Source organism: Brevibacterium sp. H602 (genome assembly GCF_051172395.1).
Taxonomy (GTDB): Bacteria; Actinomycetota; Actinomycetes; order Actinomycetales; family Brevibacteriaceae; genus Brevibacterium.
Genome location: NZ_JBPIZD010000012.1, coordinates 42312 through 66957 on the forward strand (window position 1 = coordinate 42312; position 24646 = coordinate 66957).

General features: G+C 64.9%; 21 protein-coding genes. 15 read left to right on the top strand and 6 right to left on the bottom strand.

The window, feature by feature from the left end; genetic code table 11:
* Positions 1 to 4 precede the first annotated feature (4 nt).
* The 8 genes from ACSBQT_RS10580 (at position 5) to gap (ending at position 11049) form a co-directional block, all read left to right on the top strand.
* Positions 5 to 2293: an MMPL family transporter gene (locus tag ACSBQT_RS10580; protein WP_410708853.1), complete on the top strand. Its 2289-nt coding sequence runs from the start codon at positions 5 to 7 to the stop codon at positions 2291 to 2293.
* A gap of 129 nt (positions 2294 to 2422) precedes the next feature.
* Complete coding sequence (locus ACSBQT_RS10585; RefSeq protein WP_435001701.1) at positions 2423 to 3853, top strand: histidine kinase; 1431 nt, start codon at positions 2423 to 2425, stop codon at positions 3851 to 3853.
* Complete coding sequence (locus ACSBQT_RS10590) at positions 3850 to 4470, top strand: response regulator (RefSeq protein WP_410708851.1); 621 nt, start codon at positions 3850 to 3852, stop codon at positions 4468 to 4470. Before ACSBQT_RS10585 ends, ACSBQT_RS10590 begins: the two co-directional genes overlap by 4 nt.
* A 194-nt stretch (positions 4471 to 4664) precedes the next feature.
* The gene (locus tag ACSBQT_RS10595) at positions 4665 to 6137 is read left to right on the top strand and encodes a PQQ-binding-like beta-propeller repeat protein (protein WP_410708849.1); all 1473 of its coding nucleotides are present in this window, start codon (positions 4665 to 4667) and stop codon (positions 6135 to 6137) included.
* Positions 6138 to 6419: 282 nt separating this feature from the next.
* On the top strand, positions 6420 to 8261 hold the full coding sequence (locus ACSBQT_RS10600) for a serine hydrolase domain-containing protein (RefSeq protein ID WP_410708848.1): 1842 nt from the start codon (positions 6420 to 6422) through the stop codon (positions 8259 to 8261).
* 98 nt (positions 8262 to 8359) lie between these two features.
* A complete protein-coding gene (locus tag ACSBQT_RS10605; RefSeq protein WP_025777624.1) occupies positions 8360 to 8701 on the top strand; it encodes a carboxymuconolactone decarboxylase family protein in 342 nt (113 codons plus the stop codon).
* Between the two features lie 45 nt (positions 8702 to 8746).
* Positions 8747 to 9808 (top strand): GlxA family transcriptional regulator, encoded by a 1062-nt coding sequence (locus ACSBQT_RS10610; protein ID WP_410708847.1) that lies wholly within the window; start codon positions 8747 to 8749, stop codon positions 9806 to 9808.
* A gap of 245 nt (positions 9809 to 10053) precedes the next feature.
* Positions 10054 to 11049, top strand: coding sequence for a type I glyceraldehyde-3-phosphate dehydrogenase (gene gap, locus ACSBQT_RS10615; protein WP_435001702.1), 996 nt, complete (start codon positions 10054 to 10056; stop codon positions 11047 to 11049).
* Between the two features lie 207 nt (positions 11050 to 11256).
* Here gap and ACSBQT_RS10620 read toward each other — a convergent pair whose 3' ends face one another.
* Positions 11257 to 11574, bottom strand: coding sequence for an XRE family transcriptional regulator (locus ACSBQT_RS10620; RefSeq protein ID WP_410708845.1), 318 nt, complete (start codon positions 11572 to 11574; stop codon positions 11257 to 11259).
* Between the two features lie 259 nt (positions 11575 to 11833).
* Between ACSBQT_RS10620 and ACSBQT_RS10625 the strand changes: the two genes are divergently transcribed.
* On the top strand, positions 11834 to 12694 hold the full coding sequence (locus ACSBQT_RS10625) for a hypothetical protein (RefSeq protein WP_435001703.1): 861 nt from the start codon (positions 11834 to 11836) through the stop codon (positions 12692 to 12694).
* A gap of 5 nt (positions 12695 to 12699) precedes the next feature.
* On the opposite strand, the gene ACSBQT_RS10630 is transcribed toward ACSBQT_RS10625, so the two are convergent.
* The gene (locus tag ACSBQT_RS10630) at positions 12700 to 14640 is read right to left on the bottom strand and encodes a bifunctional sugar phosphate isomerase/epimerase/4-hydroxyphenylpyruvate dioxygenase family protein (protein ID WP_435001704.1); all 1941 of its coding nucleotides are present in this window, start codon (positions 14638 to 14640) and stop codon (positions 12700 to 12702) included.
* Positions 14637 to 15962, bottom strand: coding sequence for an MFS transporter (locus ACSBQT_RS10635; RefSeq protein WP_435001705.1), 1326 nt, complete (start codon positions 15960 to 15962; stop codon positions 14637 to 14639). The genes ACSBQT_RS10630 and ACSBQT_RS10635 overlap by 4 nt, the downstream gene beginning before the upstream one ends.
* Positions 15963 to 16203: 241 nt before the next feature.
* Between ACSBQT_RS10635 and ACSBQT_RS10640 the strand changes: the two genes are divergently transcribed.
* Genes ACSBQT_RS10640 through ACSBQT_RS10650 form a run of 3 tightly spaced genes read left to right on the top strand, consistent with a single transcriptional unit; the run spans position 16204 to position 18310 of the window.
* Positions 16204 to 16953, top strand: coding sequence for an IclR family transcriptional regulator (locus ACSBQT_RS10640; protein WP_435001706.1), 750 nt, complete (start codon positions 16204 to 16206; stop codon positions 16951 to 16953).
* A 2-nt stretch (positions 16954 to 16955) separates the two neighbouring features.
* Positions 16956 to 17453, top strand: coding sequence for a type II 3-dehydroquinate dehydratase (gene aroQ, locus ACSBQT_RS10645; RefSeq protein ID WP_435001707.1), 498 nt, complete (start codon positions 16956 to 16958; stop codon positions 17451 to 17453).
* The gene (locus tag ACSBQT_RS10650; RefSeq protein WP_435001708.1) at positions 17450 to 18310 is read left to right on the top strand and encodes a shikimate dehydrogenase; all 861 of its coding nucleotides are present in this window, start codon (positions 17450 to 17452) and stop codon (positions 18308 to 18310) included. Before aroQ ends, ACSBQT_RS10650 begins: the two co-directional genes overlap by 4 nt.
* Before the next feature lie 51 nt (positions 18311 to 18361).
* Here ACSBQT_RS10650 and ACSBQT_RS10655 read toward each other — a convergent pair whose 3' ends face one another.
* Genes ACSBQT_RS10655 through ACSBQT_RS10665 form a run of 3 tightly spaced genes read right to left on the bottom strand, consistent with a single transcriptional unit; the run spans position 18362 to position 20898 of the window.
* Positions 18362 to 19132 carry a DedA family protein gene (locus tag ACSBQT_RS10655; RefSeq protein WP_410708838.1) on the bottom strand — a complete coding sequence of 257 codons (771 nt, stop codon included), beginning with the start codon at positions 19130 to 19132 and terminating at the stop codon, positions 18362 to 18364.
* 11 nt (positions 19133 to 19143) lie between these two features.
* Positions 19144 to 20196: an L-glyceraldehyde 3-phosphate reductase gene (gene mgrA / locus ACSBQT_RS10660; RefSeq protein WP_435001709.1), complete on the bottom strand. Its 1053-nt coding sequence runs from the start codon at positions 20194 to 20196 to the stop codon at positions 19144 to 19146.
* A gap of 39 nt (positions 20197 to 20235) precedes the next feature.
* A complete protein-coding gene (locus tag ACSBQT_RS10665) occupies positions 20236 to 20898 on the bottom strand; it encodes a VOC family protein (RefSeq protein ID WP_435001710.1) in 663 nt (220 codons plus the stop codon).
* A gap of 80 nt (positions 20899 to 20978) precedes the next feature.
* Here ACSBQT_RS10665 and ACSBQT_RS10670 point away from each other — a divergent pair, with 80 nt between their 5' ends.
* The 3 genes from ACSBQT_RS10670 to ACSBQT_RS10680 all read left to right on the top strand — a co-directional run bounded on the left by ACSBQT_RS10670 (position 20979) and on the right by ACSBQT_RS10680 (position 24640).
* The gene (locus ACSBQT_RS10670) at positions 20979 to 22364 is read left to right on the top strand and encodes a GntP family permease (protein ID WP_435001711.1); all 1386 of its coding nucleotides are present in this window, start codon (positions 20979 to 20981) and stop codon (positions 22362 to 22364) included.
* A gap of 282 nt (positions 22365 to 22646) precedes the next feature.
* Complete coding sequence (locus ACSBQT_RS10675; protein ID WP_435001712.1) at positions 22647 to 23420, top strand: GntR family transcriptional regulator; 774 nt, start codon at positions 22647 to 22649, stop codon at positions 23418 to 23420.
* Entirely contained in the window at positions 23417 to 24640 is a 1224-nt protein-coding gene (locus tag ACSBQT_RS10680) for an anhydro-N-acetylmuramic acid kinase (RefSeq protein ID WP_435001713.1), read from the top strand. Before ACSBQT_RS10675 ends, ACSBQT_RS10680 begins: the two co-directional genes overlap by 4 nt.
* Positions 24641 to 24646: the final 6 nt, after the last annotated feature.

The following is a 24646-nucleotide window of genomic DNA, read 5'->3' on the forward strand; positions in this document are numbered from 1 at the left end:
AGTCATGAACTCACCACTGGCGAAAACCGCACATACGCTGACATCGAAGCGCGGTTCGTGGCTCGTCCTCGGCGGGATCGTCGTCCTCGTCGCTCTGCTCTTCGGACTCCTGTCCGGAGCAGGAGAGGACCGATCCACGGAAACCGCTCCGGCCGACTCCGAATCCACTCAAGCACAGAAGATTCTCGACAAGTTCCCCGAGGCGGACAAGCAGTCCGTCATGGTCGTGGCGTCGAACGAGGACGGAGCCGAACTCTCCTCCGACGACCAGGCGCAGCTGAAGGAGCTCGGCGGCTCGCTCGGCGATTCCGTCGGCGACGAATCCACCGAGACCGTGACCGGGCCGATCCTCAGCGATGACAAACAGGCCGCGCTGCTCATGGTGCCCATCACCGTGGGCCTGACGAACTCGGACACCGCCGAGACCGTCGACGACCTGCGCACCGCCATCGCCGATGACCAGACCGCCCAGTCGCTCACCGACGACGGCATTTCTCTGCTGGTCACAGGTGGTCCCGCTATCGGCGCCGACATCGCCTCGGCGTTCAACGGCGCAGACTTCACCCTGCTCATCGTCACCATCGTCATCGTCGCCCTGCTGCTCATCATCACCTACCGTTCACCGATCCTGTGGCTGCTGCCGCTCATCGTCATCGGCACCGCCGACGGACTCGCCTCGACCGTGACCGCGGCCGTCGGCGACTGGCTCGACCTGCAGTTCGATGCGGGCATCATCAGCGTCCTCGTCTTCGGAGCCGGCGCGAACTACGCGCTGCTGTTCATCTCCCGCTACCGCGAGGAGCTGCGCCGCTTCACCGACCACCGGGTCGCGCTCGCCGAAGCCTGGACGCATACCGCGTCGACGATCCTCGCCTCGAACCTCACCGTCGTGCTGTCCCTGCTCAGCCTCGTCTTCGCGATCATCCCCGGCACCCGCGGCCTGGGCATCACCGCGGCCGTCGGCCTGCTCATCTCCGCAGCCGCCGTCCTCTTCGCCCTGCCGCCCGTACTCGCGATCTCCGGCAAGACGATGTTCTGGCCCTTCATCCCGAAGGGCGAAGACACCGCGGACGAAGAGCTCACCCCCGCCGAGGCGGCCGCCACGAACCATGGAACCGCACCGACAGGTGCGCGAGACGGTGGAACCGCACCGCGAGGTACGGCGAAGCCCTCGATCTGGCGGACCATCGCCACCCGCGTGGTGCGCAAACCGGGGCTCCACCTCGGCGCCGGGATCGTCATCCTCGGTGTCATGGCCACCGGTTTCATCGGATCGTCGATCGGTCTCGACCAGACCGAGAAGTTCCGGGTCCAGTCCGAATCGGCGCAGGGCCTTGACGTCCTCGCCGACCACTTCCCGCCCGGGGAATCCCAACCGATCTGGATCGTCGCCGATACCGACCATGCCGATGACGTCGTTGACTCGGTCAGCGACATGAACGGCGTCGTGCGCGCCTCGGCGATCGAGGACACGACAATCGACGGCACTTCCGTCACGAAGATCATGGTCACCGGCGAGTACGAACCCGACAGTGCGAAGGGACTCGACCTCGTCAAGGACATCCGCACCGATGTCCACGCCATCGACGGAGCGAACGCCCAGGCGGGCGGGGCCGCGGCCACGGAGCTCGACGCCCGCGACGGCAACCGGACGGACTTCTTCACGATCGTCCCGATGGTCCTGGCGATCAGCTTCATCATCCTGCTCGGCATCCTCCGCGCCCCGATCGCAGCGTTCACTCTGCTGCTCGTCAACGTGGCGTCCTCGGCGGCGGCGATCGGACTCGGTGCGTTCCTGTCACGGACGATCTTCGGCCAGTCCACGCTCGATTCGCAGGTGCCGATCCTGGCGTTCCTCTTCCTCGTAGCGCTCGGCATCGACTACTCGATCTTCCTCGCCCACCGCGCGAGGAAGGAGTCCGTCCTCCACAGCGGACGCCAGGGAATGATCGAAGCTGTCGCCCACACCGGCGGCGTCATCACCAGCGCCGGCATCGTGCTCGCCGGAGTGTTCGCGGCTCTGGGCATGCTGCCGCTCATGGTGCTCGGTCAGCTCGGTCTCATCGTCGGAGTCGGCGTGTTCGTCGATACGATCCTCGTGCGCACCGTCATCGTGCCTTCGATCTTCGGACTCGTCGGCGACAAGATGTGGTGGCCGAACAAGGCGATCACGCACTTCCACGAGCGTGCGGCTGCAGGTGGCGAGGTCGCGGGCGAAGAGCACTCCACCCACCTGCTCGCCGAGAATGACCACGCTCTCAGTAGTTCCAGTTCGCACCACGGCGGGCACTGAGGCAGCTGACTGAGTCAGACTCACGCCAGTGAGAGGCGCGAGGCCCGGGCGACGACGAAACTCGTCAGCCGGGCCCGCGCATGTCATACCGCCGCAGTCCAGGATGTGATTGAGTTGGCGAGGAGGATCATGAGACCAGAAGACCATTCTCTCGGCGCTGTGGCGGCCGAGTCAGAAGCACGGAGAGGCGGCAGCGTGGGCGCACGCAAGTGGACGGAACGCACGATGGAGTTCGGTCAGCACGCCATCGCGATCGTCCTCATGCTCATCTCCTGCATCCGCGCGATCACCGCCGGCGCTCCGATGCTCGCAGCCATCGCCGTCAGCGTGGTGTTCCTCGCCTGGTACGCCCTCGGCGCGGTCCGAGCCGCCCGCACCGGTGCGCTGGTCCTCGCGAAATGGTGGCTCATCGTCCTCGCCGCCGCCTGGCTGTGCACCCTGCTCGTCTCCGCCGAGTTCATCTGGGTCGCCTTCCTCCTCTGGCTGCTCGCCGGCCACCTCTTCTCCCTGCGCATCGCCATCGTCTTCACTGCCCTGACCTACATTGCGACCATCGTCGCGCCGCTGGCCCACTATGGTCAGGTGCTCGCGCCGAGCATCATCGGCTCGCTCATCGGTGCCGTTTTCGCGCTGGGGCTCTCCCGCGGCTACATCGAACTCCTCCGTGAAGGTCGTCGCCGGGAGGAGCTGCTGCGCTCCCTCGAACTCGCCCACCAGAATCTGCTCGACCTCCAGGACGAACTCGCCCTGACTCAGCGGCATGCCGGCGAGATCCAGGAGCGCACCCGTGTCTCCCGCGACATCCACGACACGATCGCGCAGTCGATCTCGTCGATCCGTCTCATCGCCCACGCCGAGGCGGAGCGCACCACCGATGATCACGCCGGGCAGGCGCTCGCCCAGGTCGAGGACCTCGCCGCGCAGAGTTCCCGCGACGTCCGCCGCATCATCGCGGCGCTCGCCCCGGCTGAGCTCGAGGACGGTGCACTGACCGCCGCGATCCGTCGGCTGCTCACCCGATTGGAGGAGGACAGTTCGATTCGCGGTCGACTCGACGTCGACGAGACCCTGCCGACCCTGTCCGCCGAGGTGGAAGTGGCGTTGCTGCGGACCGCGCAGTCGGCGCTCGCCAACGTTCGTCAGCACTCGCAGGCCACAAGGGTCATGGTCAGCCTCATGGATCTCGACGGGGCGATCAGGATGGACATCGTCGATGACGGCGTCGGAATGGCTGATCCACACAATCGAGAACGGAACCCGGATTCGGGATTCGGACTCGACTTCATCGGCTCGAGGATGCGCGAGCTCGGCGGCGAGCTCGTCATCGAATCGAGCCAGGGCTCCGGGTTCGCGATCTCCGCGACCCTGCCCAGCCAATCCCAACTGCGCACCCGCGGCGAAGGACTCAGCACCTCTGGCCAGGGCACGGGCACGGAATCGGTGGGCCGCCTCGGCGAGGGAATCGGCGTACCCGCCGATGTGCATGGCGTGGATGGTTCCGGCCGCCTCGGCGAGGGCGATGGCACACGTGAGAATACGGATCCAGGAGAGAACGCATGAGCATCCGAGTCATCCTCGTCGACGATCACCCGGTCGTGCGGGAGGGTCTGCGGTCCGTCATCGACGCACCGGACCACATCGCTGTGATCGGTGAGGCCGGCAGCGGGGAGGAAGCGCTGACGATCGTCGATGAGCTCGACCCCGACGTCGTGCTCTGCGACCTGCGGCTGGGGGAGGGGATCGACGGCATCGAGGTGACGAAGCGACTGCGCGCGAAGCCGAATCCGCCGGCGGTGCTCATCCTCACCACCTTCGACCTCGATTCGGAGATCATCGCCGCGATCAACGCCGGGGCCTCGGGATATCTGCTCAAGGACATCGACCCGGGGGACATCTCGCTGGCGATCGAGAAGGCGGCAAAGGGGGAGACCTATATGCCTCCGGAGATCTCGTCGAAGGTCTTCGCCGCGATGCGCAATCCCAGCCCGAAGCTCACCCGGCGTGAGCGTGACGTCGTCAGACTCTTGGCCACAGGGGCGTCGAACGCGCAGATCGCTCAGGAGCTCTTCGTCACCGAGGCGACGGTGAAGAGCCACCTCGTCAACGTGTTCACGAAGCTCGGCGTGGACTCCCGCGCCCGCGCCATCCGCGTCGCCGAAGACCAAGGGCTCGTGTAGGGGTCGTGCCTCTCGCAGTCTCCGCCGAAAAACGGGCTGCGTGTCGAGAAACGCGTGTGCACCCCCGTTTCTCGACACGCAGCCCGTTTTTCGGCGAGTGCGCGGTTCTAGGAGCACCACACCCGAAGTGCCAATGTGAATGCCGCCGCATATGATCGAGCTATGCACCGGGGTATGAGCAGGAGAAACGCATTATGAAGCGGATGTGGGCGGCGATTGTGGCGGCAGGTTTAGTGGCGCTGAGCGGCTGCAGCATCGGCGGCGAACCAGAGGGAAAACCATCGCCGACGACGACCCCGACCTTGGCCGAACCGGTCGAGCTCGATTACTTCGCCACACTGACCGTCGACGATGGTGCGGGGCATGCGCTCGTCACCGACTGGGTCGAAGAGAAGCTGCGGGCGATCGATTCCGCCGGAGAAGAGCTGTGGAGCATCGACGCCTACATCAATGACGAAGGCGGAGGCTCAGAAGCCTATTCCGCGGGAGACCTGGTGATCGTCAACGACTACTCGGGAACGGTCACTGCCTACACCTGGGAAGACGGCGAGGAAGCCTGGTCATTCGACATTCCCGGCCCCGACGATGCGTGTCATGAACAGATGGCGTTCGGCTCCCGGTCGACAGGGCTCGGCAACCGCCTCGGCGAAGATGACCTGCTCCTGCTCGAATACAGCGGCATGCGAATGGACGGGCGCTGCACACCTACCTCCGAAGCCGGCAATGCGGTGTTGTTCGCCCTTGACCCATCGACAGGGGTTGAAGCCTGGCCGTCGCTGTCGATCGATGATGACGGTCGGACCTTCGGCGGCTCCCTGATTCACCTCGCGCCGGACCGCAAGAACGCAGTCATGTCATGGAAGTCCGGGGAGGACTCCATGGTCACACGGATCTCGTTGGACACCGGGCGCCATGCCACTGTTCCCATCACCAAAGCTCGAGCGATCGACGACTCCGGAGTCGAGCACTTCGACGTCTTTCCGACAAGCGATGAGACCACGCTGACTTACCTCTTCGGAGCCGAGGACCCCGATGACCCGATGAGCCAGGCGTTCAGCAGAGCAGCTGAGCTGACCCTTCCTGCTGGACTCAAAGAGACCGACAGCGCGACATTGGCCGCCGACTCCGGCCCTAACGCCGCGGCGATGGAGGACACGACCGATCCGATGTGTTCGACCGACTTCACCTTTACGCCGGAAGGCCGGGCCGCGTGTCTGCAGCTGCAGCTGTTCGCTTCGGCGGTCAAATATCAGGGCTCGGACGGGTCGCCGGAAGGATGGTTCGCGGATGCACCGGAGATGGCTTTCGATACCGTGCTGTACTCGGGGGCTCCCAGAACAGTGCCTTTCGACAGCCGAGGGAAGGCTGCGGTACTCGCGCCGGGTCCCGACGGAGGCGTCGTCGCCATCGATGCAGCGACCGGGAAGACGGCGTGGAAAGCTGGCGACTACAGATCGACGACTCCGTGGGGCGGCGAGGGAGTATTGCCCGACGTCGGGCTGGTCGTGCTCACTGATAATAAGAAGACGAGCTTCTACGACTCGGATACCGGCAGACTCGTCGAAGAGCACAAGGCCGACCAATACGATGAGCTGACCTCCGGCTACAGCACCATTCTCGTCGCCGGTGAGAAATCGACGACGATGTGGGCTGTGGTCGACACGTGAAACGCCGAACCGCCGTTGCGGGCCGAGGCGGCGCCAGTGAGTCGGAAGCCGAGCGCGCCGCATCGGCACTGTGACCAACTGTCAGATGAATAACTGATAGGTAATCACCATTACCGTCACACCAGCTGAGAGGCGCAGACGCTCGGGGTGGAGAACGCCGCAACGCCCGAATCGGCCCGTCTCAACTACGGAGTTTCACCTCCTACCGGTAGTCTGTTCCCTGCACATCGGGACGGCCGCGCGCATGCGCAGCGCAGTCCAGGTCGAGACAGTGGAGGTGACATGGCAGGCGAAGACGAGACGTTTCCGCCCCACCCGGTGACCCCGCCGAACCGCCGCATCGGTGCACTGTCCGGCAATACCAAGGGCATCAGCACGTCCACAGACACCGCCACCGAGGCGGCTCCTGGCCGATCCGCGGACGCGGACTCCCAGCAGCCCTCGGTCTCCAAAGACCCTGCAACCGCGCAGTCCGGGGACGCCGATGACGATGCGGACGCCTCGGCGTTGGACATCACCCTTCCTCACGTCGGGGAGCTCACCTCGGCCAGTGAAGACGCCATCGTCGATCCGTCGGAAGCGGTGCTCGAAAGCATCGACCTCGACACCTGGAAATGGCCCGAGTTCTTCGCCTTCGCGCTCACCCGGATGCAGGAGATCTTCCCGACCGGCGGCATCCCGCGCGGCATCGGGCCGGTGCGCGAATACGTCACCGAAGACAACGACTTCCGGTCCTTGACCATTGACCGCGAGAAATGGCCTGCCGCCGACGAGGACTGGACCACCGTCGGCGACGTGCTGGCCAACACCCACACTGACGCCTGGCTCGTCACCCGCAACGGAGTGGCGTTGGCCGAGGAATACGCCTGGCCGATGAAACCGGCCCGCCAACACATGCTCTTCTCCGTGAGCAAGTCCATCGTCGCCACCGTCATCGGCGCGCTCGCCGACGCCGGGCTGCTGCGCACCACCGACCTCGTCACCACCCATGTGCCAGCACTGGCGGAGAGCGGCTACGCCGGTGCGACGATCCGGGACCTGCTCGATATGCGCTCGGGCATCAAGTTCTCCGAGGAGTACCTCGAGGAGGATTCGGAGATCCGTGCTCTGTTCGAAGCGGTCGATTTCGCGCCCCGATCGGCCGCCTCGGCGAAGGGGATCAAGAACTTCCTCACCGGGCTGACCAGCGACCGCGAACACGGCTCGGCCTTCGTCTACCGCAGCTGCGAAACCGACGTGCTCGCCTGGATCGCCGAGGCAGTCACCGGCCAGCCGTTCTCCATCGTCGCCAGCGAATACGTGTGGTCGCGGATCGGCGCCGCCCACGCCGCCCAGGTCTGCCAGGACCGGTGGGGCGGATCGATTGCCGACGGTGCCATCAGCGCCACCCTGCGCGACCTCGCCCGCTTCGGCGAGATCATCGCCCGAGGAGGCACCACCGAAAACGGAGAACGGGTGCTCTCGGCGGAATGGGTCGACGACATCTTCACCGGTACCGAGGACTCGGCGAAGATCTTCGCCGCATCCCCGTCGGGGCGTTCCTATCCGGGCGGAATGTACCGCAGCCAGTTCTGGATCCCCTCGGCCGACCGCAACGTCGTCATCGGCATCGGCATCCACGGCCAGATGCTCTACATCGACCGCGCCACCCAGACCGTCGGCATCAAGCTCTCGAGCGATCCCGAGCCGGTGAGCCTCGCCGCTCAACACGGCACCTTGGCCATGTTCGAGGCCATCGCCGAGGCGGTCCCACCGATTCCGTCCGAGCCGACTTCTCCTGCCCCCACCGAGGCGGCTCCCCGAAACGCTGCACCGGGCACCGCGCCCGTGGTGCCCGCAGCGCCGAACGCAGCTGTTCCCGCCGCGCCGCCGGCAGATGCTCCCGCCGCCCCGAGTATCGGCAGTCCCGAAGCGGAGAGCGCCGAGGCGCTGGCCGCAGAGTCGAGTCCGGCGGCTGCGTCACCAGCCGATGCGGTGCAGGCGGCTGCGAATTCCGTCGAATCGGTCCCTGCGCAGACCTTGCCCGCCCCGGCGGAAGATGCCCCCGTGGCGCCGGCTCCCGCAGAACCACCCCTGCCGGGAGCGCCGACTGTCCCACTCATCGGGCAGAACACGCTGTACTGAGGCCAAGCGCGTCATCATTTGACGAAACCCGTGCGGTCGAAGAGCGAGATCGGTAGCGTGGGGCTCGGAACATGACACCGATCACAGGAGATACGACCATGACCGACTTCTTCGACCGCGAGACCGACGGCAAGTACGACAGGGCCTACAAAGAGACCACTCCAGACATCCTCAAGGCCTTCGGTGAGTTCAACAACGCCGTGTTCGCTTCCGAAGGTCGTGAGATCCCGCTGAAGTACCGTGAGCTGATCGCCTACGCCGTCGGTCTGACCACCCAGTGCGCCTACTGCATCGATGCGCATTCGAATGCCGCCGTCAAGGCCGGCGCCACGGAGACCGAACTGGCCGAGACCGCCTGGACCGCCTCGGCTCTCCGCGCCGGTGGAGCATATGCCCACGGTCGTCTGGGCTTCAAGCTCACCGGGGTCCACGAGCACTGAGTCCGCCTCGGGGCGAGTCCCGATTGCCTAGACTGAGAGGCGATCATGAGTGACGAATCCCGCCCCCTTCCGCGCAGAACGCCCCGTTCCCGCCCGCACCGCATCCTTGTGCTGGCATTGGACGGGGTGTCTGCCATGGATCTCGGCGTCCCCGTCCAGGTCTTCGGCCGCGAGTCGAACGCCGCCACAGATCGCACTCACACCGAGGCGGCTTCCGCCGTTCCCGGTGCGCGTCCGACGACCGTCCCCGCAGGGGTCTGGCCCTATGAGGTTGAGGTCTGCGGCATCACCGCAGGAAAGGTGACCGGTTCGGACGGGCTCGACTATTCTGTTGACCAGGGACTTCACGCCCTGGATACCGCGGACACGATCATCCTGCCGGGTGCCACCTCGGCGGTGGCAGAAGAACCGCCGGCCTCGGTCATCGGGGCGCTGCTTTCGGCATTCGAACGCGGCGCGCGGATCGCTGCCATCTCCACCGGCACCTTCGTCCTCGCACGCACGGGACTGCTCGTCGGGCGACGCGCCACCACGCACTGGTCGACGGCGAAGGAGCTCGCCCGACGGTTCACCTCGATCAAGGTCGACGAGAACGTCCTCTTCATCGACGAAGGGCAGCTGCTGACCTCCGCCGGAGCCGCCTCGGCGATCGATCTGTGCCTTCACCTCATCCGCAGCGATCACGGTGTCGGACTGTCCAACCAGGTCGCCCGCCGCCTCGTCGCGGCCGCCTACCGCAGCGCCGGCCAGGCGCAATACGTGCCGCGCAGCGTGCCGGACCCCCTCGGCGACGACTTCGCCGACACCCGCGAATGGGCGCTTCAGCACATCGGCGAGAAGATCACTCTGCACGATCTCGCCGCCAACGCCGGAGTCTCCGTGCGCACCTTCTCCCGCCGCTTCGTCGAAGACACCGGCTACACACCCATGCAGTGGGTGCTCAGAGCTCGGGTCGACCTGGCTCGCGAGCTCTTGGAGAACTCCGACCTGGGCATCGAACAGATCGCTGACCAGGTGGGACTCGGAACGGGTGCAAATCTGCGGATGCATTTTCAGCGCATCCTCTCGACCTCCCCGAACGACTACCGTCACTCCTTCCAAGGCTGAGAAGAGTCCTCTTCTCGACGACTTCTCGCGTCGTCCTGCAGCGGCAATTCCACAGTTGTATCGCCGGCTTTCAGCGACCCGGATCACACGAACACGGGGCTGGCTAGAAACTTTCGACCTTTGGCAATACAACTGGCGAGAATCTAGCGTAGATTGTCTTTCTGGCCACTGTTGCCATGCCTGAAAGTTGCCCATGATGGAGATATCAAGACGAATCCCGTGTTCAACATCTACAAGGAGTGACATTGACTCGCATCGCCATCAATGGTTTCGGTCGCATCGGACGCAGCACCCTGCGAGCCCTGATCGAGCGCGGCAGCGAGCTCGAGGTCGTGGCCATCAACGACCTCGGCGCCGTCGACGATCTCGCTCGGCTGCTGAAGTTCGACACCACCCTCGGACGCTTCAACCACGACGTCGAGGCCGCCGAGGGCTCCCTCATCATCGACGGCAAGACCATCAAGGTCCTCGCCGAGAAGGATCCGGCCAAACTGCCCTGGGGCGAGCTCGACATCGACATCGCGCTCGAATCGACCGGCCGCTTCACCAAGGCCGAAAAGGCTAGCGCCCACATCACCGCCGGCGCGAAGAAGGTCCTCGTCTCCGCTCCCTCGAAGGGTGCCGACGTCACCCTCGCCTTTGGTGTGAACAATGAGGCGTACAAGCCCGAGCACACCGTCATCTCCAACGCCTCCTGCACGACGAATGCCCTGGCTTCCTTGGCCAAGGTCCTCGATGACCTCGCTGGAATCGAGCAGGGCTTCATGACCACTGTCCACGCCTACACCGGTGATCAGATGGTCCAGGACGGCCCGCACAAGGATCCCCGCCGTGCCCGTGCCGCCGCCGAGAACATGATCCCCACCTCGACGGGTGCGGCCAAGGCCATCGGTCTCGTGCTCCCGCAGCTCGACGGCAAGCTGTCGGGTGACGCCATCCGCGTGCCGATCCCGGTCGGCTCGATCGTCGAAATCAACACGACCGTGTCCCGCGAGGTCACCCGCGACGAGGTGCTCGACGCTTACAAGAAAGCCGCCGAGGGTGAGCTCAAGGGCATCCTCGACTATGAGACCGAACCTGTCGTCTCCTCCGATATCGTCGGTCAACCGGCTTCGTCGATCTTCGACTCCGCACTCACCCGCGTCGTCGGCAACCACGTCAAGGTCGTTGCCTGGTATGACAACGAGTGGGGCTTCTCCAATCGTGTCGTCGACAACCTCGAGTTCATCGGCAAGAACTGACGTTCACTGCTGATGTTTCCCGGCGCTCGTCGCCGGCGACATTTTCGGCGCCGAGGTGGTTCCTCGGAGTCAACGGATGCAACTGTGGCCTCGAATCCGCTCAACGCGGATTCGAGGCCACAGCCTTTTATTGCCCAGGCGCCTGACTATCGCTGAGTGTGCTTGAGTCCAGATGACCTCGGTGGAGAACTGTCTTCGGCGAGGAGCTCAGACGTCGTCGGCGCCGGGGGTGCCGCCTTCGTCTTCCCAGCGTTCGATGGCGCGGACCTTCGCACGGCTGAATTTCAGGCGGATGCCGTAGCCGCCTTCCTTGCCGTCGGGAATGAACCGTGCGCCGTACTCCTCGAGGGCGAGGATGAGTCGACGCTCCTGCTCGGCGGTGATGTCCGCGAGCCCCTTTTCGTAGTCCTTGAGTTCGGACTTGTCGATCTCAGCTTTGTCTGCGACGTGCTTGGCTGAGACCTGGCAGAGGATCCGCGTTGCGCGTGCCAGGGGGCCGTCGATGATGATCTCGTCTGTGCTCATGGCTCCACCTTGCCAGAGGTCACCAGGAGTGCCAAGGCAGGGGGACTCTTATGAGGGTGGCGGTTTCCCCTGGTGAGACGGTGCGTGGCACGACGCCGTCCAGAGAAATGCACCTCTCACGATTTCATATGAATGATTCGTTCTATTCTTCTCCGATCAAGGTATGTCAGTGCCCCCGGATAGTGTTTCATCATGCCTCCGACAGCGGAGTCAGGGGCGCCGCATCGCAGGGTGCGATGCACGATGGAAGGTCAGAACAATGGAGATCACGACCAGCAGCATCAGAGAATTGGCGTGGAGCTGTGAAGAGTTCCTCGACGACCGAGGGGAGCCGCGATCAATCAGCTATCCGGGCAGTCTCGCTCTGTGCATTCTCGACGCGCTCTATTCGACGGGTTCGCACCCGACGGCGGTCGACAACGTCAGCGATCGCTATATCGAACGGCACGGTGAATCCGATGGGGCGAAATCACTGCGGTACTCGATCGCAGAGGCCGGCGGGCCCGAGGTGTGGGCGCGGGAGGTGATCTGCAATGTCAAGCCTGCCAATGTGCAGCCGGGCGCCATGCTCAGGGCCGAGGTTGTCGACCGTGCCACACGAGTGATGGCCGATCATGGCATCGACACCGTTGAGCAGCTGCTCGCCGCCGTCGGAGAAGAACCGTGTATCGGGCCGCATGCCAATGTGGTGGCAAAGGCATGGAGAGCGCTCCCCAGTCAGAAATCGGGATTCTCATGGCGCAATCTGCTCATGATCGCAGGCTCCCCTCATTTCGATATCGACTACCGCGTGAAGGGCTATTTCAATCAGATTGTGGGGTGGTACCCCATAGCCACGGACGAGTATGTGCTTGAACTGATCGGCGCTGCCGCTGATTTCCTCGGTGTTGAGGAGCACGAGATCCGACGAATCGTCTGGCAGATCTCGCGCCGTCGGCTTCGGCCGAATCCTCGACGAGAGATGTGCCCTTGGCCGTACGGTCTCGAGCTCGAGGCAGGCGAGGACGTCGACTATGAGTCGTGGGGGTCGTCCTTCGGCTTCGAAGGTTCGGCGATCAGCTCGAGCGACTGGTCTGGTATGGAATACGTCGATTCGCGCGGGAGCGCCGCGCCTTTCTGACTGTTTCAGCTTTCCGTATTGCGCCGATGCTGGGCTGCCAACCGCACCGGTGCGTTCGGAGCGCCGAAGCCGCGATAGCCGGTACGGCGTTCGACCATCTCGAAGAAGACCGAGCCGATCGTCGACGTATAGAAGTGGAGGAACTCGCCCCGGTCGTCACGGTCGTAGAGGATATTGTGCTCTCGCAGCCGATCCAGCAGCTCCGGTGCGAGGTCGAAGCGTGCCGCAAGGTCCTCGTAGTAGTTCTGGGGCACTGCCAAGAACTTCAAACCTCGAGCGACCGCCGTCGTCGCCGCGGTGAAGATGTCATCGCAGGCGATGGCCACATGCTCCGGGTAAGTCGCGGCAGATGAGCCGGCACCTCGGCTCAACGCGTTGGGGCTGTGATCGGGGGAGACGTTGAGCGGCATCCTCACTGCCCCATCGGCGCTGGACATCACTTGGGAGCGCACAAGGCCGGAGGGACTCGGGACGTCTTGGGACGGCAGTGCGGTCAGAGCGAGCAGGGAGGTGTAGAAGAGCACTGCCTCATCGTAATGATGGGCTGGCTGAGCCAAGTTGATGTGGTCGATAGCCGACTGCCGGTCGTCCGGGACGGTGCCGAACTCGTCGGTCCACTGCGGATCCTCACCGTCTCCATCACCGAAGAAGACCTCTGACCCGTCGGGCGCGAAGACCCCACGCAGCACCTTCTCGTCGTGAGCCTGCTCGCGAGGAACCTCGGTCGTCGAGAGCAGGAGGGCGCGTTCCATTGCGGCATCGGCATCTGCGACGGCGAATCCGATGCCGCGCAGGTAAGTCTCGGACGCAGTGGAATCTGCATCCGGAGTGGACACTGCAAACGCAACGGTGGATTTATCAGATGTCTCGATCGGAGCGTTCTCCGGTCCGGTGGGCTCGGTGACGACGATTCGAGCTTGACCGCGTCGCCACAGTTGCACGTGTGGTTTCGTGCGGTGGAAGCCGACGAACCGGAACCCGAGCTGATGGATCTGCCGGGTGAGCGCGCCCAGGTCATCGGTGTTCAGTTCGACGTAGTCGATGCCTCGCGGCTGCGCGACCTGCGGCAGCGGCTGCAGATCGAGCCGCACACGATCGCGTCCCGTGCGAGCGGAGGAAGCATTGCCTTCACGAGCTGCCGACACATTGGCTTCGAGCCACCGCAGGGACCGCAGTCCGTCGACAGCGGTGCGCTGAGTGTCGGCCTGCCGGAACGAGTCGTTGAAGACCTCGAGCGACACCGGTCCGGAATAACCGGTCCCGGCGACGCGGGCGAGGAAGTCGGTGAGGTCCCACGAGCCTTCGCCGGGGAAGACCCGGTGGTGACGGGACCAGCTGAGCACGTCCATCGACAGGGCCGGGGCATCGGCGAGCTGGAGGAAGAAGATCTTCTCGCCCGGGATCTCGGCGATGCGTGACAGGTCCGTGCCACGGGAGAGGATGTGGAAGCTGTCGAGGCAGGTGCCGATGCGCGGATGGTCGGCAGCCTTGATGAGATCCCAGGCGCGATCGTATTCGGAGACGAACCGTCCCCAAGCCAGTGCCTCATAGGCGACGTCGATGCCGTATCTCTCGGCCAGATCGCCGAGGCGGCGCAGCTGATCGACGACAACCTCATCATCGTCGATGGTCGCGGTGGCGACGTTCGAGCACAGCAGAATCGTGGTCATGCCCATTCGCTTCATCAGCTGGAACTTCGCCTCGGCCCGGGCCAGATTGGCGGCGAAGTGCTCCTCGTCGACGCCTTCGAAATCGCGGAAGGGCTGATAGAGGTCAAGACTCAGTCCGAGCTCTGCGGCCAGTGCAGCGGTCGCTTCGGGGGAGTTGGGGGAGACGATGAGATCCTGTTCGAAGATCTCGACCCCGTCGAATCCTGCCATTGCGGCAGCCTGCAGCTTCTCCTCGAGCGTGCCCGACAGGCACACCGTGGCAATCGAGGTTCTCATCGTGACCTTTCCTCATGGACGACATCGATCTCTTCCAGGCTCAGTCCCTTCGTCTCCTTCGCCGTCATGGCGACCAGGCCGACGACGATGCAGACGCCTGCGGTGAACGCGGCGACCGAGACCCAATTCTCTCCTCGGGTGCCGGCGACAGCGGAAGCGAGGACCGGAGCCAGGCCGCCGGAGACCGCAAATCCGACCTGCGTGCCCAGGGCCAGCCCTGTCACTCGTGCCGTCGTCGGGAACATTTCGGCGTAGAAGGAGGGCCAGATGGAATTGGCCAGCGAGTACGCACAGCCGGACATGATGGCGCCGAAGACGAAGATGAGCGGCCAGTTCCCGGCCGAGACCGCACCCAGGTACGGGAACATCATCAGACCCGATCCGACGGCGCCGGTGATGAAGACCGGCTTTCGGCCGAATCGGTCGGAGAGCAGCGCGGCCGTCGGGATCGCGAACAGGGCGACACCGTTGGCGATGACCGAGACGAGCAGCATGGTCGAGCGTTCGAGGCCGACGATCGACGTGGCGAACGACAGCGACCAGACGGTGAAGACCATATTCACGGTGTTGACCATGGCGCACACGGCCACGCGGACGACCGCAGCCTTGTGCCACCGGACGACCTGCATGAGCGGTGGGTTCTCTACCCGCGACTCCTTGAATGCCGGCGGCTCTTCGAGCCCGCGACGGATGAGCCAGGCGGTGAGCACGACCAGCGCCGACAGCCAGAACGGTACGCGCCAGCCCCAGCTGAACAGCGCTTCGTCAGGCAGGAAGGCAGTGAAGGGAATGAACACGGCAGTGGCCAGCAGGGTGCCGGCCTGTGTGCCGTGCAAGGTCCAGCTCGTCGTCCACGACCGCTTCTCTTCGTCCGAATGTTCGAGGGAGACCGAGATCGCGCTCGCCTGCTCACCCGAGGCCGACAGGCCCTGGACGATGCGGCAGAGCACGAGCAGGATCGGAGCCAACATTCCGACCTGGTCGTAGGTCGGCAGGCAGCCGACGATGAAGGTCGACACGCCCATCATGAACAGAGTGAGCATGAGGACGAACTTGCGACCGAAGCGGTCACCGAGCGGTCCCATGATGAGCGCGCCCAGCGGACGCACGACATACGCGACTCCGACCGTGCCCATGGCCAGCAGAATGGCGATTCCCGGTGCGGTGGTCTCGGGGAAGAACAGAGTGTTGAGCACCAGTGCCGCCGCGGTCCCGTAGACCGCGAAATCGTAGTATTCCAGGGCCGAACCCGTCCAACTCGACAGGGCCGCGCGCAGCGGTGTCTTCTTCGTGGGGCGAGCTTCCTCGATCGCGTTGCTCATGCTTCCTCGCATTTCTCACTCTCAGGACTTATCGACGGCCTCGGCGCTGTCGAGCGTTCATCGGACCGACGTTGCATTGCCATAGTGTGGCAGTAATTGTTACATTGTGGTTTACAGTGTGATTGAGATGACATAGCCTGTCAACGTGGAACGCGGGAATTCTGCTTTCCGGACTCACGAACTATCTGCACACACTGCCCCAGCACCACCGAACTGCCACAGCAACGCAAGGAGGCGAAGCATGCCGCCCAAGGGCTCGAACTCGGTGACGAAGACCTTCGAGATGCTCGAACTCCTCGGCGAATCACCCGAGGGGATCAGCGCCGCCCAGGCCGCCGAGACAACCGGCTACCCCTTCTCGACCGCGTACCGCCTCCTCGGCGGGCTCGTCGAATCCGGGTATGCCAGCTTCGATGCACGCACGAAGATCTATACCCTCGGGATGGAGGTCTTCCGCCTCGCTCAGAAGGTCGCGCACAGGCGGGGGCTGTCCGGAGCGACGAAGGATCTGCTGCAGGAACTGACGGCCTCCACCGGCGAATCGAGCATCCTCGCCGTCCGTCGCGGCAATGCCGCACTGACCGTGCTCACCGTCGACGGCCCGCAGTTCCGCACGACCACCGACCCCGGAGACGAATCTCCGCTGCACACCTCGGCGATCGGTCAGGCTCTGCTCGCCCATGATCCACAGGCCGATGCCACCGTCGACGCGCTCGATCTCGTCGCTCGCACCCCGAACTCGATCACCGATCCGAAACAGATGCGCACACGCCTCGAACAGATCCGCGCCGACGGATGGGCGGGACAGTCCGAAGAGAACGACATCGGCATGAACGCCCTGGCAGTGCCCGTCTTCGATCTCGACGGCACCCTGCTGGCCTCGCTCGCGCTCGCCGCTCCGGTCTTCCGCCGCAGCCTCGGCGAGCTCATCGAATTCGTGCCCCGACTGAACGAAACCGCGGCCTTGATCGCCGCCCGATTCCCGAGGTGACCATGCCCGCAACCACTACCGAGGCGGCCCCCGCCCCAACGAGTCCCCGGCCCGAGATCCTCGTCCTCAACGGCCCCAACCTCAACCTCCTCGGGGAGCGCGAACCGGAGATCTACGGCCGCACCACGCTGGCCGATATCGAGGCCATGTGCGCCGATACCGCCGCCGAGGCGGGGCTGAGCGTCCGCTGCATCCAGAGCAACCATGAGGGCGGGCTCATCGATGCCGTCCATGAAACCCGGCACTCCACTGTCGGCGCGATCATCAACGCCGGAGCGTACACGCACACCTCCCTGGCTCTGCACGATGCGCTGAAATCCTACGACCACCCGATCATCGAGGTACACCTGAGCAATCCCCATGCACGGGAAGCCGTGCGCCACCACTCCTACCTCTCACCCGTGGCCGCGGCCGTCATCGCCGGAGCCGGCGCACAAGGCTACGTCCACGCGGTCGAGATCCTCATCGACCACCTCAACAATGCGAAAGCGAGACTATGACCTCATCCCTCCTCCTCGGCCTCATCGGCGACGGCATCTCCGCCTCTCGCACCCCGCGGATGCACGAGAACGAAGGTGCCGCGCACTTCATCCCCACGATCTACCGCACCATCGACATCGGCAGCCCCCACCTCGCCGAGGCGACACTGACGGAGCTGCTCACCGCAGCGATCCGGCTCGGCTTCGACGGGCTCAACATCACCCACCCGTTCAAGCAGCAGGTCATCGATCTCCTCGACGAGGTCGATCCTGTGGCCGCGCGCATCAATTCGGTCAACACCGTCGTCATCGACGATGCCGGACGGACGACGGGATACAACACCGACGTCACCGGCTTCGCCGCCGGGTTCCGTGCCGGACTGGACGGTGCCGCCACCGAGGCGGTCGTGCAGATCGGTGCCGGCGGAGCCGGCCGTGCCGTCGGGTTCGCCCTGGCCGAACTCGGCGTCGGTGAACTCATCATCGCTGATACCGATATCGACCGGGCCGCCGGTCTGGCGACGGATATCGGGACCGTCACGGGCTCTCGGGTCCGGGCGCGAGCGATCGGGCTCGATGAGCTGGAAGGGGCGGCCGCCTCGGCGCAGGGGATCGTCAACGCGACCCCGGTGGGGATGAAGGCGTATCCGGGTACCCCTGTCGACACCTCGGTGTTCGGGGCGGAGACCTGGGTAGCCGACGTCGTGTACTTCCCGCTCGAGACGCAGCTGCTCGCCGAAGCCAGGGCCAAGGGGTGCCGCACGCTCGACGGATCGGGGATGGCGGTCAATCAGGCCATCGACGCGTTCGAACTCTTCAGCGGCCAGAAGGCCGACCCGCAGCGCATGCGTGAGACCTTCCTGTCCTTCGGTTCCTGATCCGAGACACCTGACCGGAATTCGACGCGGCTCCCGGTCAGGGGCGAATGGTCAGTTCTCGGAGGTGTCACCCGCAGCTTCGGTTTTCTTCTGCTTGCGGTATTCCTTGAAGAAGCTGATGGCGAAGATGCCGACGATCAGGGCCAGAGTCAGCCACAGGGCGTACTTGTCGATGACCTTGAGGATGTCGACCGCGGCCTCTCCGAGCTGATAGCCCAGGAAGGTCCAGATGAGCGTGAAGATGAGGCAGCCGAGAAGGTCGGCGACGAGGAACAGCGACAGCCGCATCCGCGTCCACCCGGCGACGAGGTAGACGAGGGTGCCCGGGATGCCCGGGCAGCGCGAGATCAGCGTCATGAGGAACAGGGCCCAATTCGGGATCTTCTTCAGCTGGTTGATGCGTTTGAGCTGACGTTCGTTCTGCGCGAAGAGCCGCAGCACACCGTCGCCCCACCGGCGACCGGCCAGCCAGAACGCCCAATCGAGTTTGGCCATGCCGACGAAGCCGGCGACGATGACCAGCCACAACGGGATCTCACCGACCCGGGCATAGGCGGCGGCAGCGACGATCGAGGTCTTCGCGCCGTTGATGAACTCCTGCACGACCGGGGCATTGACGAGCATCCACGGTCGCAGCGGCATGAGGCCGAGGTAGATGAGCGGGACGCCGATGATGATGAACAGCAGCAGCTTGTCGAGACCTTGAGCCTTGCCCTGCCAGGGTTTGATCGTCGCCCAGGGGCTTTCCCCTGCCGTGCTCTCACCTTCTGTGGTCTCCGCAGTATCCGCGTCTTCAGCGGTATCCGTGCGGTCAGGATCCACGTGATCGCCACTCATCGGGCATCGCCCTCTGAGGTGCTGCGGCGCGCGTCTCCCCAGATATCGACGCCGGAATCGACGGCGAATTCGTCGATTGCGCCGAGCTCTTCATCGCTCAACGGTGCCGCGTCGAGAGACGCGACATTGTGCTCGAGCTGTTCGATACGGCTGGCCCCGATGACCAGCGAGGACACTCGCTCATCCCGCAGCGCCCAGGCCAGGGCGAGCTGTGCCAACGACTGACCGCGTGCGGCGGCGATGTCATTCAGCGACCGAATCCGGGTGAGGTTGTCGGCGCTGAGGAACCCGTCCTTGAACGATGGCTTCGCCTTGCCCGCGCGCGAATCTTCGGGCACTCCGTCGAGATACTTGTCCGTGAGCAGGCCCTGCGCAAGCGGGGAGAAGCAGATGACGCCGAGCCCTTCGTCAGCGGTTGTGTCGAGGAGTCCATCGTCTTCGATCCACCGGTTGAACATCGAGTACGACGGCTGGTGGATGAGCAGGGGAGTACCGAGATCGCGGGCGATCTGGCAGGCCCGGGCCGTATCGGAGGCGGAGTATGAGGAAATCCCGGCGTAGAGCGCGCGACCGGAGCGCACGGCGGTGTCGAGCGCACCGATGGTCTCTTCGAGCGGCGTCGAAGCATCGGGACGATGGGAGTAGAAGATGTCGACATAGTCGAGGCCGAGTCGGCGCAGGGACGCATCGAGGCTGGCCAGAAGGTATTTGCGGCTGCCGCCGGGGCCCCCATAAGGGCCGGGGTGCATGTTCCAGCCGGCCTTCGTCGAGATGATGAGCTCATCGCGGTAGGGGTGGAGGTCTTCGCGCAGCAGCCGGCCGAAGTTCGTCTCCGCCGACCCCGGAGGAGGGCCGTAGTTGTTCGCCAGGTCGAAATGCGTGATGCCCATGTCGAAGGCGCGCCGGACGATGTCGCGTTGGTTCTGGAAGGCGACATCGTCGCCGAAGTTGTGCCACAGCCCGAGTGACAGGGCGGGAAGGACGAGTCCGGACCGGCCGACCGGGCGGAAGGTCATCGAGTCATAGCGGTTCTCGGCGGCTTGGTACACGCTGTCTCCTGGGCTGAGCGGATGAGTTCGTATCCCAGCTTACGGGCGTCCTGCCAGCGTGCACACGCAGGCGCGATTGCCATCGGCGTCGGCGAGGACGGTGAATGACGGCGCCTGGGACTCGTCGACGATCGTGCCTCCGGCGTCGACCGCAGCTCTGATCCGCTCCGGCGCGACCGCCGCAGGTACGGAGACGTCGACGTGCAGACGCTGGTGCGGAACCTCGTGTTCCTCGCAATCCTGGAACCACAGCAGCGGCATCTGTCCGGCAGGATCGACGACGTCAGGTCCGGAGACGTTGCTCGCATCCCCGGTCAGGAGCGCCGCCCAGAACGGGGCGATGGCGTCCTGGTTCGCGGTGTCGAGGCCGAGTTCGAGAAGTGCCGGGATGGTCGGGTCCGCCTTCACCCCCGCCGAGGCGGCCGCCTCGCTGATCTGCCCGGCGAGGTTGAGGTCGCGTTCGGTCACGGCACCGGTGTCGTGGCTGGTCAGGCGGATGTCGACGTGAGGGAAAGTGAGCGTGACATCGGGATGGTGGCCGGCCGCCTCGGCGAGGGACCCGATCTCAGCCACGAGATCAAGCCCGGTGGCGAAGTCGCCGGTGAGGAACCGGGCGCCGATGCAGTCCGGCAGCCCCTGCCAGTCGCCGAGCCCTTGGGAGTCGAGTGCGTCGAGCAGCTTCTGTCCGGTATATGCAGTCATGGCTTCATGCTAGGGATTTCGCCGTCCCGCGTGAACCCCTCGTTCCCGATTCCCGCGGGCAGGGGCGTAACGTTGCCCCAGTGATTGGCTCAACCGCATACCTCGTAACGCTTCTCTTCGCGTCGATCGCGCTGCTCATCCTCCTCATCAACTGGAAGACGAAGCTGCATCCGTTCCTCGCTCTCCTCATCACCTCCGCTGTGACGGCCCTGGCCGCCGGTGAGGAGATCGCCAAGATTCCAGAGACGATCGTCGCCGGAGCCGGCGACACCCTCGGCGAGACCGGTGTCGTCGTCGCCCTCGGAGCGATGCTTGGACGGCTTCTGGCCGACAGCGGTGCCATCCAGCGGATCGCGAACCTCGTCATCGAGCACTCCTCGCCGAAGGCCGCTCCGTGGATCATGACGGGTGTTGCCTTCATCATCGGCATCCCGATGTTCTTCGAGGTCGGCCTCGTCGTCCTCATCCCGGTCATCTACGCGGTTGCCTCGCAGCTGGAGAAGAAGACCGGGCAGAAGAAGCTGTGGTACCTGCGCATCCTCGTCCCCGCGATCGCCGCGCTCGCCTGCCTCCACGGCATGGTTCCACCCCATCCGGGTCCACTCATCGCCGTGTCCGGACTCAACGCGAACGTCGGAATGACCATCGGCCTCGGGCTCGTCTGTGCGGTTCCCACCGTCATCCTCGCCGGCCCGGTCTACGCCCGCTGGATCGCCCCACGGGTCAAGCTCGAACCGACCGCTGACCTCATCGACCAGTACACCGGAGCCCGCGCCGAGGCGGACCAGAAGGAACTGCGAACGATTCCGGTCTGGCTCGCCTTCGTCACCGTCCTCGTCCCCGTCGTGCTCATGCTCGTGCACACCGTGGTTCAACTCGTGGCGCCTGAGTCCTCATTCGAACCCATCGCCGAGGTGATCGGCAATCCGGTCATCGCGATGCTGGCGGGAGTCATCTTCGCCGCTATCGCGCTCGGTTGGACTTCGGGAATGGGCGGCGAGCGGATCCGCAGCTCCTTCGGCGACAGCCTGAAGTCGATCGCCGGAGTCATCCTCATCATCGGCGGCGGTGGTGCCTTCAACGAGGTGCTCAAGGACTCGGGCATCGGCGACGCCGTCGTCGGCGCGACCTCTCATCTGGAGATGAACCTCATCCTGCTCGGCTGGTTCATCGGCATCCTGCTCTCGTTCGCCACCGGATCGGCGACCGTGGGAATCACCTCGGCCACCGGCATCGTCGCCCCTCTCATCGGCGATCACTCCGGGGCATATGTGTCTCTGGTCGTCATTGCGATCGGCTCGGGATCGATCGGCCTGAACTGGGTCAACCATGCAGGATTCTGGTTCGTCAAGGAGAGTTTCGGCATGACGATCGGTCAGGCGACGAAGACGCACATGATGGTCCAGACTCTCGTCAGCGTCTTCGGGCTGATCTTCGCCTTCCTGCTCTCGCTGTTCTTCGTCTGACGGGCTTCCGCTCGCTCGTTTTCCGCCTGCCCGGTTTCCGCCCGCTCGTTTTCCGTCCTCTCGGCCTCCGCCTGCCTGTGCTGCGCCGATCAAGCGGTGGCGCAGAATTGTCATGGTCTACGACGCCATATTCGCGGCCCCGCTTGATCGAGGGGAGGGAGCGCTTGAAAGTGAGAGAGCGCTTGATCGAAGGCGCGAGCGCAACGCTGACCGAAGGTATGCGCGACACAAAATAGACCAGTGGTCTTGATTTAGCGGTGTGTCCTGTGCCTCAATGGTGGTGTGACGAAATTCCATGCCATCCGCGACCAGCTCCTCGACCGTCTCGAGGACATGGCCGCCGGTGAGCAGTTCCCTCCGGAACGGCAGCTCGCCGAGACGCTCGGCATCTCGCGGATGACCCTGCGCCGCGCCATCGACGAACTCGTCGCCAAGGGCATGGTCCGCAGGCGGCACGGCACGGGTGTCTTCGCACTCGGGCCGAAACTCGACCAACCGCTGGCCGCGAGCTCCTTCACCGAGGATATGCTCGCCCGCGGAATGCGTCCCGGGTCCCATATCCTCAGCTTCGACGTCGCCGAGGCGGGCGCGCACATCGCTCGTCGACTCCACATCGCCGAAGACGACGACGTCATCGCGATCCTGCGCCTGCGCCTGGCCGACGACGAACCGATCGCACTCGAAGAACTCCACGTCCCCTCGGCTCTCGTTCCGGGGCTGAGCCCAGGCGACCTCGAGGACCAGTCCTTCTACGATCTGCTGAGCCGAAACTTCGGCATCCGCCTCAATCACAGCGTGCAGACGATCGAACCGACCCTCCTCGACGTCGGCGAGGCTCAACACCTCGGCGTCGAAGAACTCTCACCCGCCCTGCTGTTCGAGCGCATCTCCCGCGGTGCCGATGGCCGCCCCTTCGAATTCGTTCGCTCCGTCTACCGAGGCGACCGCTACAAAGTCCGCACCGAACTCACCGTCCCCGCCCCCGCAGCAGCCGGAGCCGTCCCCTCCGCTACCGCCGCCACAGTCCCCGACCACACTGGAGGAGCGCAGCCATGATCATCGCCGGACTCATGACCGGAACCTCCGCCGACGGCCTCGATCTCGTCGTCGCCGAATTCCGGCCCGACCCCATCAGCGATACGGAACCCACACCCAGCTTCGACCTCGTCGGCGCGGACCCCACCACCCTGACCGTGCGGATCCTCGCCGAACGCGAAACCCCATTCGACGACCAGCTCTCCGCCGACATCCTTCGCCTTCTCGAACCAGCAGATCTGCCGTTATCGCTGGTCAGCAGTGTCGACGCCCGGCTCGGCCGGTTCTGCGCCGACGCCCTGTCCGAACTCTGCACCGACCACGACCTGACCCCTGACCTCGTCGTCAGCCACGGCCAGACCGTCCGCCACGACATCACCGACGGGCAAGTCACCTCGACCCTCCAGCTGGGACAGCCGGCGTTCATCGCAGAACGACTCGGTGTGCCAGTCCTCTCCGACGTCCGCTCCCGTGACGTCGCCGCCGGGGGACAGGGTGCCCCGCTCGTCGGGCTGCTCGACTCCCTCCTGCTCTCCGACGCCGAGGCTCCGACCGCAGTGCTCAACCTCGGCGGAATTGCGAACATCACCGTCATCACTCCCGGCCAGGACCCGATCGCCTTCGACACGGGCCCGGCCAACGCCCTCATCGACATCCTCGCCCGCCGCATCACCGACGGCCGGCAGAACTATGACCGCGACGGTGCGCTCGCTGCCGCCGGCACCGTCGACGCGGCCCTGCTCACCGAGCTCCTCACCGAGCCCTTCTATGCGTGCCCCGCCCCGAAATCGACAGGCAAGGAACTCTTCCACGCCGCCTACCTCGACTCATACCTCGACTCCCACCCCCACCTCGGCGAGCATGATCAGATCGCCACAGTCACGACGTTGACCGCGCGCACCATCGCCGAGGCGGTCCGCGAGCACGATGTCACCACCGTCATCGCCTCGGGAGGTGGGACGAGGAACCCGGAGCTGATGCGCCGCCTCGGCGAGGAATTGGGTGAGGGCATCGCTCTCACGAGCACCGATGAGGCCTTCGGGCTGCCCGAAGGCAGCAAGGAAGCGCTGCTCATGGCGCTTCTCGGGTGGCTGAGCTGGCACGGACTCGACGGCACGCAACCGAGTCTGACCGGGGCGATCGGACCGCGCATCGCGGGCCGGTTCACTCCCGGTGACGGGCCGCTGCGTCTGCCCGAACCCCTCCACCGACGACCCACCCGACTGAAACTGACCGACTGAACCGCG

What these genes read in the sequence shown, in the direction of transcription:
- ACSBQT_RS10680 (WP_435001713.1), top strand. Translation starts at nt 23,417, where the DNA reads ATGATCATCGCCGGACTCATGACCGGAACCTCCGCCGACGGCCTCGAT.
- ACSBQT_RS10650 (WP_435001708.1), top strand. Translation starts at nt 17,450, where the DNA reads ATGACCTCATCCCTCCTCCTCGGCCTCATCGGCGACGGCATCTCCGCC.
- ACSBQT_RS10595 (WP_410708849.1), top strand. Translation starts at nt 4,665, where the DNA reads ATGAAGCGGATGTGGGCGGCGATTGTGGCGGCAGGTTTAGTGGCGCTG.
- ACSBQT_RS10625 (WP_435001703.1), top strand. Translation starts at nt 11,834, where the DNA reads ATGGAGATCACGACCAGCAGCATCAGAGAATTGGCGTGGAGCTGTGAA.
- ACSBQT_RS10610 (WP_410708847.1), top strand. Translation starts at nt 8,747, where the DNA reads ATGAGTGACGAATCCCGCCCCCTTCCGCGCAGAACGCCCCGTTCCCGC.
- ACSBQT_RS10620 (WP_410708845.1), bottom strand. Translation starts at nt 11,574, where the DNA reads ATGAGCACAGACGAGATCATCATCGACGGCCCCCTGGCACGCGCAACG.
- ACSBQT_RS10630 (WP_435001704.1), bottom strand. Translation starts at nt 14,640, where the DNA reads ATGAGAACCTCGATTGCCACGGTGTGCCTGTCGGGCACGCTCGAGGAG.
- aroQ (WP_435001707.1), top strand. Translation starts at nt 16,956, where the DNA reads ATGCCCGCAACCACTACCGAGGCGGCCCCCGCCCCAACGAGTCCCCGG.
- ACSBQT_RS10640 (WP_435001706.1), top strand. Translation starts at nt 16,204, where the DNA reads ATGCCGCCCAAGGGCTCGAACTCGGTGACGAAGACCTTCGAGATGCTC.
- ACSBQT_RS10605 (WP_025777624.1), top strand. Translation starts at nt 8,360, where the DNA reads ATGACCGACTTCTTCGACCGCGAGACCGACGGCAAGTACGACAGGGCC.
- ACSBQT_RS10635 (WP_435001705.1), bottom strand. Translation starts at nt 15,962, where the DNA reads ATGAGCAACGCGATCGAGGAAGCTCGCCCCACGAAGAAGACACCGCTG.
- ACSBQT_RS10580 (WP_410708853.1), top strand. Translation starts at nt 5, where the DNA reads ATGAACTCACCACTGGCGAAAACCGCACATACGCTGACATCGAAGCGC.
- ACSBQT_RS10585 (WP_435001701.1), top strand. Translation starts at nt 2,423, where the DNA reads ATGAGACCAGAAGACCATTCTCTCGGCGCTGTGGCGGCCGAGTCAGAA.
- ACSBQT_RS10665 (WP_435001710.1), bottom strand. Translation starts at nt 20,898, where the DNA reads ATGACTGCATATACCGGACAGAAGCTGCTCGACGCACTCGACTCCCAA.
- ACSBQT_RS10590 (WP_410708851.1), top strand. Translation starts at nt 3,850, where the DNA reads ATGAGCATCCGAGTCATCCTCGTCGACGATCACCCGGTCGTGCGGGAG.
- ACSBQT_RS10600 (WP_410708848.1), top strand. Translation starts at nt 6,420, where the DNA reads ATGGCAGGCGAAGACGAGACGTTTCCGCCCCACCCGGTGACCCCGCCG.